An 18,065-nucleotide genomic window follows, 5' to 3' on the forward strand; every position below is an offset into this window, starting at 1 on the left:
GTGACCGTCGCACCCGCGATGTGGCGATTCGATGCCATCGGCGTGCCCTGGCGGGTCGAGACACCCGAACCGGTCCCGGGAGCCGACCGGGCGCGCGTCGGGCACCTCATCGAGGACTTCGACCGTTCCTGGTCCCGCTTCCGTGACGACTCGGTCGTCGCCGCTCTCGCTCGGGGTGCGGGCTCTGCTCCGGCGCCGGCGGACGCCGTGATGCTGCTCGACACGCTGTCCGCAGCGGCGGAGGCCACGGCAGACGCCGTGACGCCGCTCGCGGGAGACGCGCTGGAAGCCCTCGGCTACGACGCCGACCTCACGCTGCGTCCGGCCGGCGTCCACCCGGCGCTTCCGTGGCGCGAGGTGCTCTCGTGGACGAGACGGGAGATCACGCTCACCCGTCCGGCGACGATCGATGTCGGCGCGCTCGGCAAGGGGCGACTGGTGGATCTCGTGTTCCAGTCGTTGCATCACCTTGCCGGCCCGCTCGTGGTGGACGCCAGCGGCGACCTGCGCTCGCGGGGCGCGGTGGAGCGCGTCGGCCTCGAGCATCCGTACGACCCGGATCGGGTGATCGGCGTGTGGGAGTTTGAGGATGCGGCGCTGTGCGCCTCGGCGACGAACCGGCGTGCGTGGGGCGACGGGCTGCACCACGTGATCGACGGACGCACGGGAGAGCCGGTGCGAACGATCGTCGCGACCTGGGCGGTCGCCGACGACGCGATGACCGCGGATGCCGTCGCGACGGCCCTCTTCTTCGACGGAGGTCCACGCTTCGCCCACGACCGGGGCGTGGCGTGGGTGCGCATGACCACCGACGGTCGTGCCGAGTACTCCCCGGGGTGCGCGGCACGTCTGTTCACCGCGTGACAGCGGCCGCGATGGCGGCCCAGTGCGCCTCCGTCATCGACGACACCGGCGTGACGCCCGCGGGCATCCGTCCCTCGATCGCGGTCAGCGCGTCGCGCAGGTCGTCTGCGCTGAGCGTGCCGTCATCGTCCCAGAGTCCCACCGACAGCACCACGCGCATCGGGTCGACACCCGCTGAGGCGAGCTCGCGACCGACGAAGCCGACCTCGGCGGGCGCGCGATCCACCAGTCCGACGTAGCACCACAGGATCAGTCGATCCGCCACCGACAGCAGGGCGCGATAGTCGTGGCCGGAGTCGGCGCGTCCGGCGGCGGGGTCCTCCCAGTCGACACGCACATCCACCGCCAGTGCGACGTCGTGGCGATGCACCGCGTTCGCCACCCTCCCCACCAGCTCGGTGATCGCGTCGCTTCGCCATGCCGCGATCTCCCGGGCATCCGTGCGGATCCGTCCGTCCGCGGTCATCGGCCACGCGGTCAGCCCGGAATGCTCGCGGAAGGACGCGAGGTCGTCGGCCCCGAAGGTGTGATCGGCCAGCAGTTCCGTGATGGCGACCTCATCCGGACGGTACCGTTGCGCGATGTCCTCGGCGAGCGCGACGAGGTCTGCGCCCACGGGGCCTGCCCAGGCGGCGAGCGACGGGAAATCGTCGCTTCGTCGGCCGTCGGCCGTCGTTCCCGCGAGGTGCGGCGAAGCAGCGAGGAGCGCCGGAGCCAGCGCATCGATCGTGAGGGTCACCCGCCGCCCTCCGTCGGAGGTCCACGGCCGCAGCTGCTGGAGGGCCTCTTCGACGTAGTCCCGTCCGGACCGGATGACCTCCGAGGAGGGTTCGCCGACGAGGTCGGGGGGAAAGGCGAGCCAGTCGATGCGCCCCACCGCGAGCGAGACTTCGCCGACGTCCGCCTCTCGCAGGTGATCGACCAGGTCGGCCCAGTCGGTGTCGCCGACGAGCGTCTCGAAGCCGATCCCGATCGTCGTGACCACCGCGCGGTCGGCACCGGCGTCATCATCAGCCGGGGAAGGCGCGCAGGACGCGAGGAGGAAGGCGACCGAGAGGCCCGCGACTGCACGCGCACCGCCGCTCACGGCTCCGCTCCGACCGGACGCGGCGACCTGACGCCGGTGCGCACGAGTTTGTTCCACGCCGCCGGACGCCCTCGCGCCTCACCGGCGATGGCTGCCACCATGACGGCGCTCATCATCATCGAGTACGCCGGCCACAGCGGCAGGGCGTAGGCATGGCGCAGATCCGCCCAGGCGTCGTTGAGACAGACCGCGAGGAGGACCAGCGCTGCCGAGACCGGAAGGCCCAGCCACAGCAGCGCCCCCCAGATGTCGGCATCCACCCCCACCGCCCCCGTCATCAGGGTGATGGCCAGCAGGGGGAGGGCGGCCACCTGGACCACCGGCAGCACGACCGACGCGACCAGAAGCGGCGCGAGAGAGAGTCCGAAGAGTCCGTAGCGCGGACGCCCGATCAGGTCCGCGTGCACGCGCACCGTCTGCAGCAGCCCGCGCCCCCAGCGCACGCGCTGCCGCCAGAGCCCGCGAAGGGTGGACGGGGACTCGGCGTAGACCACCGCGCGGGGGGCGAACACGACACGTCCGTGCGCGCGGTGGATGCGCCAGGTGAGTTCGGGATCCTCCCCGATGCATCCGGCGCGCAGTGGACCCACCGCGTCGAGGATCGCGCGGCGGAAGGCGCCGGCGTTCCCGGAGACGACCGGCAGCACGCCGAAGAAGGACTGGGCTCGACGCATGAGTCCCGTTCCGACGTGCCCGATCACCGCGAGGAATCGCGTCTGCACGCGGTCGAGGTTGACGGGGCGATCGTCGCCGCACACCGCCGCGACCGTCGGATCGGCGAAGGGCCGGAGGAGCTCGGTGAAGGTCTGCGCCGTGAACACGCCGTCGGCGTCGACGAGGAGCACGATGCTGCCGCTGGTGCGTGCGATGCCGGCGTTCAGGGCCGCGGCCTTTCCCGCGTTCTCCTGCGTCATCGCGATGACCCCCGCGTACTCGCCCGCGAGCGCGCGCATCCGCGAGAACGTGCCGTCGGTCGAACCGTCGTCGACCAGCACGACCTCCAGGCCGGCCGGGGCATGGGCGATGATCGAGCGCACGCAGCCGTCGAGCACGACGCCCTCGTTGTAGGCCGGCACCACCACGCTCACCGACAGCGTCGGCGGCGGCGTCGTGGACCGGCGGACACGGTCACGGATCTCCTCGGCGATCGCGAACGGGGCGAGGAGGAGTCGCGCGACTGCGAACAGCATCCACGCGATCCCCGCGACGAGCATCACCGCCTCGATCATCAGGGCATCCCGTGCGCACGAAGCACCGATGACAGTACAGCCGGTGCGGCCGCGGACTGCGCGCCGAACCGCGCGTTCACCTCGAGGACGACGGGAAGGCCCGTGTCGTCGCGGCGGACATCGACATCGGCAGGGCCGGTCACCCCCAGGGCCGTGACCGCCGCCCACGCGATGTCTCCGACGTCGACCGCGCCCTCATCGACGACGCAGCTCACGGCGTTCCCGATCGTTCCGCCGCTCAACGCCGTCTTGCGCAGGACGACGACGGCGCCGTCATCCGCCCCGACGGGTCGATGGATCTGCACGCAGTACTCGGTGCCGGGAGCGAAGCGCTGGATGAGCGCCCCCGATGCCGGCCACGGATCGCTCGCGTGCCGCACGACCGAGACACCGCGCGCGCCGCGCGAGATCCGCGGCTTGAGCACGAGCGGGCCGCCGAGCACGCGCAGGGCCGATGCCGCGGTGTGGAATTCGCCCGCGTCGGCGAAGTCCGGAACGCCGACGCCGGCGCGTCGCAGGGTCTGCATCGTCAGGAGCTTGTCCGAGGCGAGGGCGACCGCGGCCGCCGACGCGATCACGACGGAGCGGCGTGGCGGCTCCGGTGGCAGGGCGGCTCCGGGGTGGCCGGGTATCGACGGTCGGACACCCGCCAGCAGGGGTGCCGCGACCGCGACGATCGGGAGCTCCTCCGACACCGTCGGGATCAACAGGTCGACCTCGTAGTACTCCAGCAGGTGGTGCAGCGTGGCGAGATACTCCGACGAGGTCGCGGGGGGAATGCGCAGCACGAGCCGGGCATCGGAGGAGGCGAGCTCCCGCATGTCCGCACCGATCGTGAAGACCGGATCGTCGGCGAACGCGAAGGGCCGCAGCTGCGCGGCCAGCGCTCGTCCGGCCGGTCCACCGACGCCCGTGAGCAGGACGGTCTTCACGGCTGCCTGCCGTCGACGGGCTCGAGCCGCGTCGATGCGGTGCGGATTTCGAGGGTCTCCGCGCGGTGCTCGGAGCGGACGATGCTCGGTGCGCGGTGGTCGCCCACGAGCATCCGCATCTGCTCGAATCCCTCGGCGAACTCCACGCGGCCCTGGCTGCCGCGGAAGGCGGCCATGCCGCGCAGCCGATCCGCTCCCATGTAGGGCTTGCCGGACTGGTCCCGGTGGCGATGCACGGCGGCGATCTTCGCCGGCAGGTGGGCGCTGATGTCGACGAAGGCGGTCGGCGAGAACTCGCTGGTCACCGAGGGGGATTCGAAGCACAGGATGGAGGTCGCACGGCGCGCGGCGCGCATGACCGCATCGTGCACAGCGGCGTGGTCCTGATGCGCATCGTGGTGCGAGTGGGTGATGATGATGTCGGGCTCGATGCGCCGGAGCGTGTCTTCGATGGCGAGCACCATCTCGTTCGCGTGTTCGGCCAGACACGTGTCGGGGTGGTCGAGGACGTCGATGTCGACGAGTCCCATCGCGTGAGCCCCGGCGACCGCCTCATGGATCCGTCGCTCGGCATCGCCGCCTCGCGACCCGTGGCTCATCACCAGGCCGTGAACGTGCGCGCCCTCGGAGGCCCACCTCGCCAGGGTCCCGCCGGCGGCCAGCTCGAGGTCATCCGGATGCGCGCCGATGGCGACGACCCGCAGCGGGGTCGCCGCTCCAGCTTCGGCGGTCACGCCGCGAATCCCCATGAGACCGAGGCCGACGAGGACCAGCGGCATCACGAGCGTCGCGCTGTGCAGTGCGACCGCGGCAGGGTCGCCCGCGCGGTCGGCGAGTTCGACGAGCAGGTTCAGAACGGCGATGACCAGCAGCGCAGCAGAGATGAGACAACCGCTTCGCGCTCGCTCCCGGTTCCGGTCGGAACCTCGGAGCGAGCATGCTCCGAGAACGATCACCGCACAGGAGGCGGCGACGACGGCATCGATGACGTGCATGGTGTGACCCCCAGCCCGCGGGGCCGTCTCCGGACGAACTCGCCGTCCGGGCCACTCCCCAGTGTCGCCCCGCAGGCTGACAGCATGCGTCCCGACGTGCGTCGAGACAACGGGTGGTGAGGCACCTGGGCGGATTCTTCACGATTTCTTCACGGATCCGGCGCTGTGCTTCGGGTGCTCTGGGATGTCTGCGACACGCGTGCGCCCGTCCACGGGGAGCCGGGACATGCGCCGGGAGAGTTAGCGTGGGGGAGTGATCGCCACGCTGACCTCGTTCTCGAACCGCGTGTTCGCGGTGCTCGGCCGCCTGTCGATGTATCGGGTGGTGTTCCTCGCGCTGGTCGGGCTGAGCGCCGTCGCCCTCGTGGTGTCCGTCTTCGGGCTCGTCGCGCCCGGGCCGCTCGAGCTGCTCGCGACGCTCGCCGTGCTGCTCCTGGTCAGTGCGGCGACGGATGCGATCGCCCACCGGGTGCTGCGGCTCCCGCTGCGGCTCGAGTCCGCGCTCATCACCTCGTTCATCCTGCTGTTCGTGCTGCGACCCACTCTCGATCCCGCGGCGCTCGCCGGCATCGCCCTCGCCGGAGTCGTCGCCTCGGCGTCGAAGTACCTGCTCGCGTGGCGGGGCCGTCACATCTTCAACCCCGCCGCCGTCGGGGCGACCGTCCTCACCCTCTTCGGCGCCGCCGTGCCGGCGCTCGGCGCGTCGTCGTGGTGGGTGGGCACGCCGGTGCTGGCCGCGCCGGTCATCCTCTTCGGATTGGCCGTGCTGTGGCGTACCGAGAAGGTGCGCGTGGTCGCGCTCTTCCTCGTCGTCGCCGTCGGCGTGGGCGTGCTGCGGACGGCGGTGCAGTACCAGCAGGCGGGCATCACCGTGGCAGGAGCGGAGATCGTGGGGCCGGTGATCTGGGCCTCGCCGTTCCTCTTCCTCGGCGCCTTCATGCTCTCCGAGCCGCTCACGCTGCCGCCTCGTCGCTGGCAGCAGCTGAGCGTGGCCGCCCTCGTGGGCGTTCTCGCCGGGTGGCCCATCGACCTCGGCGCGGTCAGCCTCGGGCAGGAACGCGCCCTCCTCATCGGGAACCTGCTCGCCTTCGCGTTCACGTTCCGCACAGCGGTGCGCCTGACGCTCATCGGCCGTCGCCACCTCACGCCCACGGTGCAGGAGCTGAGCTTCCGCGCCAAGCGACCGTTGCGATTCGACCCGGGCCAGTTCCTCGAGCTCGATGTTCCGCACCACCGGCCCGACGCGCGAGGAACCCGTCGCGAGTTCAGCATCGTCTCGGCGCCCGCCGACGCTCCCGAGGTTCGGGTCGCGTTCCGGGATGCGGTGACGGCGGGCAAGGCCCAGAGCAGCTACAAGAAAGCGCTCGCCGAGGTGACCGAGGGATCGTCGCTGGCTGTCACCGGCGTCTGGGGGGACTTCCTGCTCCCGTCCAGCACCACGAGCCCGGTGCTCATGGTGGCCGCTGGGATCGGCGTCACGCCGTTCGTCTCGCAGCTCCGGCAGGGGCGACTGACCGATCAGGATCGCGACGTCGTGCTCGTCTACGTCGCCGCAGAGGCGTCCGAACTGGTGTTCCGCGACGAGATCGAGGCGTCCGGCGTTCCCGTGATCGTCTTCACCCGCGACGAACCGGACCAGCTGCCGTCGCACTGGCGCTGGGCGCGCGGAGTGCGACTGGATGCCGACGGCCTGCTGCGGGTCGTGCCAGACATCGCGATGCGCCATGCCTACATCTCGGGTCCGCCACGACTGATCGCGGATCTTGCGCCCGCGCTCGATAAGGCGCGGTCGATCACGACCGACGCCTTCTCGGGCTACTGACTCGGGCTACTGAACCGACACGTCGGAATCGACGGCGCGATCCGCCGGAGCGGCCGCGGGGTCCGCGGGACGTGCGGGGATCCGCACCTCGAACGTGGTGTCGCCGGGCTCGCTCTGCACCGAGAGCCTGCCGCCGTGCGCGGCCACGATCGCCTTGGCGATCGACAGGCCCAGTCCCGTTCCGCCGCTCTTGCGGGCGCGGGAACGGTCGGCGCGGGAGAACCGCTCGAACAGCTCGTCGGCGATCGAGGGATCGACACCCGGGCCGTCGTCGTGCACGCGCAGCACCGCGTCGCCGTCCTCCCGGCTCACGCTCACGGTCACCTCGGTCCCGGCGGGGGTGTGGGTGCGGGCGTTGGCGAGCAGGTTCGCCGCCACCTGATGCAGGCGGGTGGCGTCTCCGGCGACGTAGAGCGACTCGTCCGGAACATCGAGGATCCACTCGTGCTCGGGTCCGGCCGGCCGCGCGTCGGCCACCGACTCCACCGCGACCTGGGTCAGATCGATCGGACTGTAGACGAGCTCCTGTCCCTCATCGAGCCGGGCCAGCAGCAGAAGGTCCTCCACGAGGTCGGTCATCCGCACCGACTGCGCCTGGATCCGCTCGAGGGACTGCTCGGTGGTCTCCGCGGCCTGCGGCGAGTCCGGATGGGCGCGCAGGGCTCGCAGCGACAGCTCCGAGAAGCCTCGGATCGAGGCCAGCGGGGTGCGCAGCTCGTGACTGGCGTCGGCGACGAACGACCGCATCCGCTCCTCGTTCCGCTGACGGGCGTCGAGGGAGGAGTCCACGTGGTCCAGGAGCGTGTTCAGCGCGTGGCCGACCCGGCCGATCTCGGTGTTCTCGTCGGTCTGATCCTCGGGCACCCGCTCGGTGATGGACACCTCGCCCTCGGCCAGCGGCTGGCTCGCGACGCGTGTCGCCGTCGCGGCGACGGCGCGCAGCGGCGCCAGAGAGCGGCGCACGATCCACGCCACGATCACGGCGAGGAGGACGAGTCCTCCGGTGGTCATGAGCACGACCGACGTGATGATCGGGGTGACCGTCTGCTGCACACCCGACTCCGGCATCCCCGCGTATGCGACGTAGCCGAGCGACTGATACGGGAACATCCGGTAGTCGCCGAGCCCGTCGATCGACACGGTCGTGTAATCGGGCGTCGTGACTCCGAGGAGGATGTCCTCGACCTGCTGCGCGGTGAGCACCACGATCTCTCCCGGGCCCGCGACGTATGCGCCGGTCTGGGTGCCGTCGATCCCGCCCCGCAGCACGAGGACCGTTCCCTGTGGCTGATTCCCGGCTTGAAGGACCTCCGACGCCGTGACCTGCTGCTCATCGCGCGGCACCTTGAGGTCGAGCAGGGTCCCCGCCGTCTGCTGGGCGGCGGTCTGCACCTGTGCGTTGAGGTTGTCCTGCAGCACGCGACCGAGGACGGCGCTCGTGGCGATCGCCACCATCACGAGGATGAGCGCCACGACGGCCACGATCGCGGTGATCAGGCGCGCCTGCAGGCTCCACCGGCGGCGGCCGCGCACCGAGGGACGTGAGGTCACTGCGGCGCCTTGATCATGTAGCCGACGCCGCGGACGGTGTGGATGAGCGGCTCGCGTCCGGCGTCGAGCTTCTTGCGCAGGTAGGAGATGTAGAGCTCGACGACGCTGGAGCGCCCGCCGAAATCGTAGTTCCAGACCCGATCGAGGATCTGGGCCTTGGACACCACCCGACGCTGGTTGCGCATGAGGAAGCGCAGCAGTTCGAACTCCGTCGCTGTCAGTTCGATCTCGTCGGCGCCGCGCATGACCTCGTGGCTGTCCTCGTTCAGCGACAGGTCGCCGACGCGGAGGATCGGCTCGGCCTCCGCCGACAGCGCCGTTCCCGCGCGCCGCATCAGCCCGCGCAGACGCGCGACCACCTCCTCCAGGCTGAACGGCTTGGTCACGTAGTCATCGCCCCCGGCGGTCAACCCCGCCACACGGTCGCTGACGGCATCCTTCGCGGTGAGGAAGAGCACAGGGACGTCATTGCCCGACTGGCGCAGCCGCTGCAGCACCGCCATCCCGTCGAGGTCGGGCATCATGATGTCCAGCACGAGTGCGTCCGGCGCGAAGTCCCGTGTCTCCTGGAGCGCCTGCAGACCCGACGCCGCCGTGCGCACATCCCATCCCTCCATGCGCAGCGCCATCGACAGCAGGTCCGTCAGCATCTGCTCGTCGTCGACGACGAGAACGCGCAAGGGCGATCCGTCAGGGCGGGTGAGGGCGTTCGCGGAGATCGGGGTGGTCATGACACCCATTGTGGAGATCAAGCTATGCGATTCCTATGGCGAGTTCTATGCGGATGCTGTGAAATGCCGAGACGACGATCCATAACGACCTCATAACCCGCGCAACGGACCGTCATCAGGACGGCTCATAGTCTCGCCACGGCGGACGGACCGCCGAGAGGAGACCCATGTACGCAAGGTACCTGCGGCGGGAGCTGGCCGGCCGCAAGAAGCAGACGGTGATCGTGGCCTCGGGCCTTGCGATCGCGATCGCCCTCGTGATGATCGTGAACTCGCTGGCGGCTGGAGTACGCGACGCCCAGGCTCAGGCGCTCGAGTCGGTCTACGGCGTCGGCACGGATCTGACCGTGACCGGCGCGCAGGCGGAGCCGGGCGAAGGGACCCGCGGTCAGCAGTTCGACTTCGACGAGGATGCCGGGGCGACCGACGAGGAGGGCACGACCTCGATCGAGCAGTCGCAGCTGACGACGGAGATGTTCCGCTCGACGCTGGATGCGTCTGTGCTCGACACGGTACTCGCAGCCGACGGCGTCGAGGCCGCGACCGGCACCCTGAGCCTGACGAACACGACGTTCTCCGGCGAAGTCGGCCAGGCGCCCGCCGAGAGCCCCGCCGCCGAGGAGGGCACGGCCCAGGCTCCGCCCGAAGGCGGCGCGGGCGGCGGCGGATTCGGAGGCGGCGCCTTCGGCCTGGACTCCTTCACGGTCATGGGCATCGAGCCGGATGCGGCCGCCATCGGGCCGCTCTCGTCGGTCACCGTCACCGACGGCCGCGCACTGGAGTCCGCGGATGCAGGCGCCGCTGTGGCCGTCATCGACGCCAGCTATGCGACCACGGCGGAACTCGCCGTCGGCGACACGATGGAGATCGCCGGTGAGGAGTTCGAGGTCGTCGGCGTGGTCGCATCCACCTCCGACGAGGCCGACACCGCCGCCAACGCGTACATCCCTCTCGATGTCGCGCAGGATCTCTCGGGCGTCGGAGACGTGCTCTCGACCGTGTACGTGCAGGCGTCGTCATCGGATGGGATCAGTGCCGTGCAGGCCGAGATCGAAGAGGCGCTCCCGGATGCGACCGTCAGCTCGCAGTCCGACCTCGCATCGACCGTGTCGGGCTCCCTCTCGAGCGCGTCCGCCCTCATCACGAACCTCGGCACGTGGCTGTCGGTGATCGTTCTGGCCGTCGCCCTCGCCCTCGCGGTGCTGTTCACCATATCGGGCGTGAGCCGGCGCACACGGGAATTCGGCACGCTCAAGGCCATCGGCTGGTCCAACGGGCGTGTCGTCGGCCAGGTCGCGGGGGAGTCTGTGGTGCAGAGCCTCATCGGCGGTGCCGCGGGTCTCGTGGTCGGGCTCCTCGGCATCGGGATCATCAACATCGTCTCGCCCACGATCTCCACCACTGCCGGGGCCACCGCGGCCGCAGGACCCGGGGGTGCAGCCGGGGGAGGTCCCGGCGGCCAGGCGTTCGGTCAGGCCGCGGCGCAGACCGCGACCGAGATCGTGCTGCAGGCGCCGGTCACGCTGTGGGTCGTCGGTGCCGCCATCGGTCTGGCGATCATCGGCGGACTGCTGGCGGGCGCGTTCGGCGGCTGGCGCGCGGCGCGCCTCAGCCCGGCCGAGGCGCTGAGGTCTGTCGGATGACCCCCGCCCGGCCCCACTGGTCGCACATCTCGCATCGATCCCTGAACGGAGAGCCCTCATGACCATGATCGACACCGACGCGGACACCGCACCGGACGCCGTCCCCGCCGTGCTCTACCGCCTGACGGACGTGAGGCGCACGTACCAGCAGAAGGGGCGGATCGTGAAGGCCCTCACCGGTGTCGACCTCGAGATCGCGACGGGTGATTTCGTCACGATCCAGGGGCCGACCGGCGGGGGGAAGTCCACGCTGCTCCAGGTGCTCGGTGCCCTGGACAAGCCGACGTCGGGTCGCGTTCTCCTGGGAGACCTCGACATCGCCGCTGCTTCGCGCGGAGAGCTCGAGAGTCTGCGGGCGCGCGAGATCGGCTTCGTCTTCCAGGGGTTCAACCTGATCCCGACGCTGACAGCGGCCGAGAACGTCGACATGGCACTCGAGCCGCTGTCGGTGCCGAAGGCGGAGCGTGCCGAACGCGTGGCCGAGGCGCTCGGGCAGGTCGGGCTCGCCGAGCGCGCGGATCACCGGCCGTCGGAGCTCTCCGGGGGCCAGCAGCAGCGCGTGGCGATCGCGCGTGCGATCGTGAAGCGCCCGAGGGTCCTCCTCGCCGACGAGCCCACCGGCAACCTCGACGAGAGCATGCGCGACGAGATCCTCTCTCTCCTGGAGCGCCTGAACGCGGACGGGCTGACGCTCATCGCCGTCACGCACGACTCCGCGGTCGCACGACGGGCACGGCGCCGGTTGCGCCTCGCGAAGGGAGTCGTGACCGACATCACCCGGTGACGGCGGCCATGCGGCCGGGGCGATCAGACCCCGGCCGCATCGGCATGCGCGATCATGCGATCGAACAGCGCATCGAGGTCCGCGTCGACGCGCCGGCGCTCGGGATGTGCGTCGTGGAAGGCGATCATGCGCCGTGCGCCCTCGTCGAAGGTCACCCTTGTGCGGAACTCCGGCACGAGGGCCGTGACCTTCGCGGAGTCGAAGACCATCGCATGAGCCTTGTCGCCCAGGAGAGTGGGGCCGAGGTCGGGTGACCACCGTGCGATCGTCTCGCTGGCCACGTGCACGAATCGCGGGTCGGCGACGCCGGCCGCCTCCGCGAGCCATCCGTAGATGTCGTTCCACGTCGGTGCGTGGGTGCCGGTGATCGTGAAGGAGTCACCGATCGCCGCCGGGTGACCGAGAAGACCGGTGAACGCCACGGCGAAGTCGTCGGCGTGGGTGATGGTCCACGGCGTGGTGCCGTCGCCGTGGATGACCACCGGCTTGCCGGCGCGCATCCGGGCGATGTCGGTCCATCCGGCCAGGGTCGGCAGGAGCGTGTCGTCGTAGGTGTGCGACGGTCGCACGATGGTCATCGGCAGTCCGTCGCGCCGCGAGCGCTGCACGAGCAGATCTTCGCACGCGATCTTGTCGCGCGAGTACTGCCAGTACGGGTTGTGAAGGGGCGTGGACTCGGTCACCGGGAGTCGACGCGGCGGCTTCTGGTAGGCGGAGGCCGAGCTGATGAAGATGTACTGAGCGGGCGATCCGACGGCGGAGAGGGTCGTCTCGACGTGGTCGGGGATGAAGGAGAGGAAGTCGGCGACGACGTCGAACCGGTCGCCTCCGATCGCCCCTCTCACGGCGTCACCGTCGCGCACGTCGGCCGTCAGCTCACGGACGCCCTCGGGAAGAGGCCGGGAGCGGCTGCCGCGATTGAGGACGGCGACGTCGTGGCCGGCGGCGACCGCGGCACGCACGCACGCGGTGCTGATGACGCCGGAGCCGCCGAGGAACAGGATGCGCAGAGAGCTCATGCTCCCCGACCCTAGACCTCGGCGGCTCCGGCGATCGCGGGGCTTGACCGGCCTCAGTGGGTGTCTTCGGCCTCGATCTCCGTGCGGTCGCCCGACCACAGGGTGTGGAAGGTGCCTTCTTTGTCGACGCGCTTGTACGTGTGGGCGCCGAAGAAGTCGCGCTGTCCCTGGATGAGGGCGGCGGGGAGCCGATCCGCGCGCAGCCCGTCGTAGTACGCCAGCGACGACGAGAACGCCGGCGCGGGGATTCCCACCCTCGCGGAGGTCGCGACGACTTCGCGCCACGCCGTCTGTGCGCGCTGCAGAGCCTCGACGAAGTACGGCGCCGTCAGCAGCACGGGCAGGTCGGCCTCGGTGTCGTAGGCCTCGGCGATGCGGTTGAGGAACTGTGCGCGGATGATGCAGCCGCCGCGCCAGATCTTCGACACCGCACCCAGGTCGATGTTCCAGTCGTACTCCGCCGCGCCGGCGCGGATCTCGTCGAAGCCCTGCGAGTAGGCGACGATCTTGGACGCGTAGAGGGCGAGTCGGATCTTCTCGATGAACGCGTCGGGGTCTTCGACGGTCCAGGACTGCTGCGCGTCGTCGGCAGGCCCCGGCAGGTCGCGGGAGACCTCGCGCTGCTCGGGGTGGCTGGACAGCGAGCGCGCGAAGGTGGCTTCGGCGATGCCGGAGACCGGCACGCCGAGGGAGAGGGCCGTCTGCACGGTCCAGGCTCCGGTGCCCTTGGCACCCGCCTGATCGAGGATGACATCGACGAGGGGCTTTCCGGTGTCGGCGTCGACCTGACGGAGCACCTCGGCGGTGATCTCTATGAGGTACGACTCCAGTTCGCCGCGGTTCCATTCCGCGAAGACATCGGCGATCTCGGCGGGGGTCTTGCCGGTGCCGCGTCGGATGAGGTCATAGGCCTCGGCGATCAGCTGCATGTCGGCGTACTCGATGCCGTTGTGCACCATCTTCACGAAGTGGCCGGCGCCGTTGTGTCCGACGTGCGTGACGCAGGGCTCGCCTTCGGCGACCGCGGCGATGGAGGTCAGGATCGGCCCCAGGGTGACCCACGACTCGTCGGAGCCGCCGGGCATGATCGAGGGCCCGAGGAGTGCGCCCTCCTCACCGCCGGACACGCCCATCCCGACGAAGTTGATGCCTGTCTCGCGCACGGCCTTCTCACGGCGGATGGTGTCGGTGAACAGCGCATTGCCGCCGTCGACGATGATGTCGCCGGGTTCGAAGACCTCGACGAGCGACTCGATCACCGCGTCGGTCGGCCTTCCGGCCTTGACCATGATGATCGCCGCACGCGGCTTCTGCAGCGACGCGGCGAACTCCTCGTAGGAGAACGCGGGGACGAAGCCGGCTTCGGGGTGCTCGGCGACGAGCTCGTCGGTCTTGGCCCGAGAGCGGTTGTACACCGCCACCGTGTTTCCTTCGCGGCTGGCGAGGTTGCGGGCCAGATTCGAGCCCATCACCGCCAGACCGACCACGCCGATGTTCGCTGAGTTCTCGCTCACGCGCGCTCCTTCTTGATCCGCTCGTCGGGTCGCCCGCGAGCCGCCGAGCGGCGTCCGGGCCGCTATACAGCCTAGGGTGTGGGTGCAACCGATACGATCGAATAAATCATATTATTGAGTGCGGGGCGACCGATGCCCCGGAAGTCACAGACGACGGACCTGGAACATGATCATTCTCGCGTTGGAATCAAGCACCACCTCGGCCAAGACGCTCCTGTTCGACTCCGAGACCGGTCACACCTCGGTGCGCAGTCGGCGCTTCGAGGTGCCGGGGCCCGACACCTCGGTCCGCGATCCCGACGCGATCTACACCCAGCTGATGGCCCTGGGTCGAGAAGCGGCTGCCGGCGTCGCGGTGGACCTCATCGTGCTCAGCGGCACCTGGCACGGCCTCACGCTTGTCGATGACGACCTGCGCGTGATCACCCCCGTGCGGGAGTGGCCCGACACGAGCGCTCAGGACCTGTCTGCGCGAGAGCGACGTGACGCCGATTTCACCTGGTGGTTCTACGAGCGCACCGGCTGCATGGTCAACGCGATCTATCCCGCGTTCAAGCTCGCATGGCTGTCGGAGCAGGGGGTCTCGCTCGACGGTCGACTCGCGCTGGACCAGGCCTCGCTGAACTTCGCCCGGATGACCGGGGAGGCATCGACCAACGTCTCCCTCGCGTCCGGCACGGGAATGCTCGGCGCCGACAGCCTGGAGTGGGACGCGGAGGTCCTCGACCGGCTCGGCATCGCCGATGTGCGCCTGCCGGCCCTGCGCGGCGCCGGCCACACCGTGCCGCTCTCGCGCGACGCGGCCGTGCTCCTCGGGCTTCGAGCCGGTATCCCGGTGCTCACGCCCGGGCCGGACGGCGGCCTCAGCCAGGTCGGGGACCGGGCCACCGAACCCGGGGACATGACGTTCTCGATGGGAACCAGCGGTGCCCTCAGGTTCGCGACGCGGCATCCCTCGTTCTCGCCGGCGATGAGCACGTGGTCGTACCGATCTCCGCTCGGCGCGCTGAGCGGGGCTGCGACCTCGGGATGCGGAAACTGCGTGGACTGGGCCAGGGAGCGGCTGTTCGGGCTGACGACCGACTACTCCGAGATCGAGCCGCTCCTGTCTGCGGACAAGACCGAGCTGCCCGTGTTCCTGCCGTTCCTGTTCGGCGAGCGCAGTCCGGGATGGCAGGACCAGCGCCGCGGCGGCTTCCTCGACCTGAAGCCCACCCACAGCCGCGCCGACATGTACCAGGGCGTGCTCGAGGGGATCGTCTTCTCGCTCTACCACTGCTTCAAGGAGCTCACCGCTCTGAACGGCATGCCCCGGCGCATCGTCCTGTCGGGGGGCGTGCTGTCGTCGCCGTTCTGGACCCAGCTGGTCGCCGATGTCTTCGGTGCCGAGATGGAGGTCTCGGCTCTCCAGCACAGCTCGGTCGTCGGCGCGGTCCGCATGGGACTGCTCGCGAGCGGCCTGCCGTCGGAGCACGCCGCCTTCGACGACGCCGCTCCGGGGCATGTGACGCCGCGCTCCGAGCGGAAGGCCCACTACGACGCGGAGTTCGGGCGGTATCTCGATCACTACTCGCAGACCCGTCCGGGATCGGATGCGACGTGAGGGCCCGCTGAGCGCCGTCAGCCCGACTCGCCCCTGACCTCGCGCAGCACCGTGTCGACATAGCGCCGCGTGTGGTGCTCCGCGGCGGCGGCGTCGCCGCGCGCGATGGCCGCTGCCGTCTGCGCGTGATTGTGCAGCGCCTCGTGCTCGGGCGTCGCGGGAGTGAGACCGACGCGGGATCTGCCGGCGATGACTTCGGCGATCGGCTTCTTCACCGCGGCGAGCATGAGGTTGCCGCTGGCATCGAGGATGAGGTCGTGGAAGGCGATGTCCGCGGCGAGGTACTCCTCCGTGTCTCCGCGGCCCTGCGCGCCGAGCTCCTCGAGGAGCGTCGAGAGACGAACGATCTCCGAGCGCTGCACGTCGCTCGCACGTGACGCGGCCAGTCGTGCCGCGATGGGCTCGATCGCGGCACGGAGCTCGGTGACGACGACCAGCTGCTGCGCTCGTCGAGGGCCGGCCAGCTGCCAGGCGATCAGGCGCGGGTCCAGCGCGCTCCACGCTGTCGCCGGCTGCACGGTGACGCCGACGCGCCGACGCGAGGCGACCATCCCCATGGCCTCCAGCACGCGCACGGCCTCCCGGATGACCGTGCGGGAGACCCCGTACTCATCCTCGAGACCGGCGGCGGTCAGGACCTGCCCGGACGTCAGCTCGCCCGCGGCGATGCGGACGCCGAGGTCGTCGAGCACGTTCGTGTGCGAGGCCTGCGCCACGGCGACTCCAATAAATACGATCTTCTGGTGGTAATAATACGATCTTTGTGTAAGGATCGGGTGTCCTCGCGATGACTTGCGGAGGACGCTCGCATAGTACACGCGGACACCGCACGACTTCGTCGGTGCCCTCGGCATATCAACGGAGATTCACCGATGGAAGATTGGTCCCAGACCCTGGGCACGGCTCCGCTGCTGCTGATCGCAGCCGGCGCGATCGCGCTCATCCTGCTGCTCATCATCGTCTTCAAGGTGCACGCCTTCCTGACGCTGATCATCGTCTCGCTCCTGACGGCCTTCGCCGCGCAGATCCCCGTGAGCGCCATCGCGACGACGCTCACCACGGGTCTCGGCGGCACGCTCGGCTCCGTCGCGCTGCTGGTGGCGCTGGGGGCGATGCTCGGCCGTCTGATCGAGCACTCCGGCGGCGCCAAAGCGCTCGCCGACCGGTTCGTCGACATCTTCGGCGAGAAGCGCGCGCCGTTCGCGCTGGGCATCGCCTCGTTGATCCTCGGGTTCCCGATGTTCTTCGACGCCGGCCTCGTCATGATGCTCCCGATCGTCTTCGCGGTGGCCCGCCGCGTGTCCAAGAACAACGTGCTGCTGTTCGGCATCCCGACCGCCGCGGCGTTCTCGGTCATGCACGTGTTCCTGCCCCCGCACCCGGGCCCGGTCACGGCGACCGAGCTCTACGGCGCCAACCTCGGGATCGTGCTGATCGTCGGTCTGATCATCGCCTTCCCCACCTGGTACCTCTCCGGCTACCTCTGGGGAAAGTTCGTCTCGACGCGCATCCCGCTGCCGGTCCCCACCCTCTTCGGTGACATCGACGAGGACCAGCCGGTCAACCCGCCCAAGCCCGGCACGATCGTCGGTCTGCTGCTGCTTCCGATGCTCCTCATCTTCATGAACACCGGCCTGACCACCCTCGCCAGCATCGGCGCCGTCTCGGCCGATGACCTGTGGGTGCAGGTCCTGGTGCTGCTGGGCACCTCGCCCGTCGCCCTGCTCATCACGGTCCTGGTGGCCATGGTCGTGCTCGGAACGCGCCGTGGTGAGAAGGGCACGGCGATCGAGAAGCTGCTCGACTCGGCACTCGGCCCGGTCGCCTCGGTCATCCTCATCACCGGCGCCGGCGGGATGTTCGGCGCCGTGCTGCGCGCATCGGGCATCGGTGAGGCCCTCGCCGACACGCTGAGCGACCTCGGACTGCCGGTCATCGTCGCCGCCTACCTCATCGCGGTCGTCATCCGCCTGGCCCAGGGCTCGGCCACCGTGGCTCTCGTGACCGCGGCTGGTCTGGCCGCCCCGGCGGTGCTCGCGGGTGACTTCAACCCGCTGCAGATCGCCGCGATCGTGCTCGCCACCGCCGCCGGCTCGGTCTTCGCCGGCCACGTCAACGACTCCGGGTTCTGGCTCGTGGGTCGCCTCATGGGAATGGACGTGAAGACGACGCTGAAGACCTGGACGGTTCAGCAGGCGATCGAGTCGGTCACCGCGTTCGTCTTCGTGCTCGCCGTATTCGGCGTCGCGTCGATGGTCTGATCCGCCGAACGCACCCACCCCGACGACCGG

At 70.1% G+C, this 18,065-nt stretch carries 15 protein-coding genes; 6 read left to right on the plus strand and 9 right to left on the minus strand.

The annotated features are described in order from the left end of the window. Positions 1-864, plus strand: coding sequence for an FAD:protein FMN transferase (locus IM777_RS05800; RefSeq protein ID WP_336510687.1), 864 nt, complete (start codon positions 1-3; stop codon positions 862-864). Here the strand turns inward: IM777_RS05800 and IM777_RS05805 are convergent. From IM777_RS05805 to IM777_RS05820, 4 genes are read right to left on the minus strand one after another with little or no spacing between them, the layout of a single operon-like run. After that, a complete protein-coding gene (locus IM777_RS05805; protein WP_194384936.1) occupies positions 854-1,951 on the minus strand; it encodes a hypothetical protein in 1,098 nt (365 codons plus the stop codon). The genes IM777_RS05800 and IM777_RS05805 overlap by 11 nt on opposite strands. Further along, positions 1,948-3,180, minus strand: coding sequence for a glycosyltransferase family 2 protein (locus IM777_RS05810; RefSeq protein WP_194384937.1), 1,233 nt, complete (start codon positions 3,178-3,180; stop codon positions 1,948-1,950). Before IM777_RS05810 ends, IM777_RS05805 begins: the two co-directional genes overlap by 4 nt. Further along, positions 3,180-4,112, minus strand: coding sequence for an ATP-grasp domain-containing protein (locus IM777_RS05815; protein ID WP_194384938.1), 933 nt, complete (start codon positions 4,110-4,112; stop codon positions 3,180-3,182). The genes IM777_RS05810 and IM777_RS05815 overlap by 1 nt, the downstream gene beginning before the upstream one ends. Continuing rightward, entirely contained in the window at positions 4,109-5,107 is a 999-nt protein-coding gene (locus IM777_RS05820) for a PIG-L deacetylase family protein (protein WP_194384939.1), read from the minus strand. The genes IM777_RS05815 and IM777_RS05820 overlap by 4 nt, the downstream gene beginning before the upstream one ends. A gap of 253 nt (positions 5,108-5,360) precedes the next feature. Between IM777_RS05820 and IM777_RS05825 the strand changes: the two genes are divergently transcribed. After that, positions 5,361-6,929, plus strand: coding sequence for an FAD-dependent oxidoreductase (locus IM777_RS05825; protein WP_228480972.1), 1,569 nt, complete (start codon positions 5,361-5,363; stop codon positions 6,927-6,929). A gap of 6 nt (positions 6,930-6,935) precedes the next feature. On the opposite strand, the gene IM777_RS05830 is transcribed toward IM777_RS05825, so the two are convergent. Together IM777_RS05830 and IM777_RS05835 are read right to left on the minus strand one after the other, a co-directional pair. Then, entirely contained in the window at positions 6,936-8,480 is a 1,545-nt protein-coding gene (locus tag IM777_RS05830; RefSeq protein WP_071042846.1) for a sensor histidine kinase, read from the minus strand. Further along, positions 8,477-9,211 (minus strand): response regulator transcription factor, encoded by a 735-nt coding sequence (locus IM777_RS05835; protein ID WP_071043346.1) that lies wholly within the window; start codon positions 9,209-9,211, stop codon positions 8,477-8,479. Before IM777_RS05835 ends, IM777_RS05830 begins: the two co-directional genes overlap by 4 nt. Before the next feature lie 167 nt (positions 9,212-9,378). Here IM777_RS05835 and IM777_RS05840 point away from each other — a divergent pair, with 167 nt between their 5' ends. Together IM777_RS05840 and IM777_RS05845 are read left to right on the plus strand one after the other, a co-directional pair. Continuing rightward, the gene (locus IM777_RS05840; protein WP_194384940.1) at positions 9,379-10,854 is read left to right on the plus strand and encodes an ABC transporter permease; all 1,476 of its coding nucleotides are present in this window, start codon (positions 9,379-9,381) and stop codon (positions 10,852-10,854) included. A gap of 58 nt (positions 10,855-10,912) precedes the next feature. Continuing rightward, positions 10,913-11,638: an ABC transporter ATP-binding protein gene (locus IM777_RS05845; protein WP_194384941.1), complete on the plus strand. Its 726-nt coding sequence runs from the start codon at positions 10,913-10,915 to the stop codon at positions 11,636-11,638. Between the two features lie 23 nt (positions 11,639-11,661). Here IM777_RS05845 and IM777_RS05850 read toward each other — a convergent pair whose 3' ends face one another. Further along, entirely contained in the window at positions 11,662-12,657 is a 996-nt protein-coding gene (locus IM777_RS05850) for an NAD-dependent epimerase/dehydratase family protein (RefSeq protein WP_194384942.1), read from the minus strand. A gap of 53 nt (positions 12,658-12,710) precedes the next feature. Further along, positions 12,711-14,171 carry an NADP-dependent phosphogluconate dehydrogenase gene (gndA, locus tag IM777_RS05855; protein WP_194384943.1) on the minus strand — a complete coding sequence of 487 codons (1,461 nt, stop codon included), beginning with the start codon at positions 14,169-14,171 and terminating at the stop codon, positions 12,711-12,713. Positions 14,172-14,337: 166 nt separating this feature from the next. Between gndA and IM777_RS05860 the strand changes: the two genes are divergently transcribed. After that, positions 14,338-15,774 carry a gluconokinase gene (locus IM777_RS05860; protein ID WP_071042851.1) on the plus strand — a complete coding sequence of 479 codons (1,437 nt, stop codon included), beginning with the start codon at positions 14,338-14,340 and terminating at the stop codon, positions 15,772-15,774. 17 nt (positions 15,775-15,791) lie between these two features. Here IM777_RS05860 and IM777_RS05865 read toward each other — a convergent pair whose 3' ends face one another. Further along, a complete protein-coding gene (locus IM777_RS05865; protein ID WP_143003613.1) occupies positions 15,792-16,490 on the minus strand; it encodes a FadR/GntR family transcriptional regulator in 699 nt (232 codons plus the stop codon). A 156-nt stretch (positions 16,491-16,646) separates the two neighbouring features. Here IM777_RS05865 and IM777_RS05870 point away from each other — a divergent pair, with 156 nt between their 5' ends. After that, entirely contained in the window at positions 16,647-18,035 is a 1,389-nt protein-coding gene (locus IM777_RS05870; RefSeq protein WP_071042852.1) for a GntP family permease, read from the plus strand. The last annotated feature ends 30 nt before the right edge of the window (positions 18,036-18,065 follow it).

The sequence above is a fragment of the Microbacterium luteum genome (assembly GCF_015277875.1).
Classification (GTDB): domain Bacteria; phylum Actinomycetota; class Actinomycetes; order Actinomycetales; family Microbacteriaceae; genus Microbacterium; species Microbacterium luteum.

What these genes read in the sequence shown, in the direction of transcription:
- IM777_RS05870 (WP_071042852.1), top strand. Translation starts at nt 16,647, where the DNA reads ATGGAAGATTGGTCCCAGACCCTGGGCACGGCTCCGCTGCTGCTGATC.
- IM777_RS05860 (WP_071042851.1), top strand. Translation starts at nt 14,338, where the DNA reads ATGATCATTCTCGCGTTGGAATCAAGCACCACCTCGGCCAAGACGCTC.
- IM777_RS05820 (WP_194384939.1), bottom strand. Translation starts at nt 5,107, where the DNA reads ATGCACGTCATCGATGCCGTCGTCGCCGCCTCCTGTGCGGTGATCGTT.
- IM777_RS05845 (WP_194384941.1), top strand. Translation starts at nt 10,913, where the DNA reads ATGACCATGATCGACACCGACGCGGACACCGCACCGGACGCCGTCCCC.
- IM777_RS05840 (WP_194384940.1), top strand. Translation starts at nt 9,379, where the DNA reads ATGTACGCAAGGTACCTGCGGCGGGAGCTGGCCGGCCGCAAGAAGCAG.
- IM777_RS05850 (WP_194384942.1), bottom strand. Translation starts at nt 12,657, where the DNA reads ATGAGCTCTCTGCGCATCCTGTTCCTCGGCGGCTCCGGCGTCATCAGC.
- IM777_RS05835 (WP_071043346.1), bottom strand. Translation starts at nt 9,211, where the DNA reads ATGACCACCCCGATCTCCGCGAACGCCCTCACCCGCCCTGACGGATCG.
- IM777_RS05810 (WP_194384937.1), bottom strand. Translation starts at nt 3,180, where the DNA reads ATGATCGAGGCGGTGATGCTCGTCGCGGGGATCGCGTGGATGCTGTTC.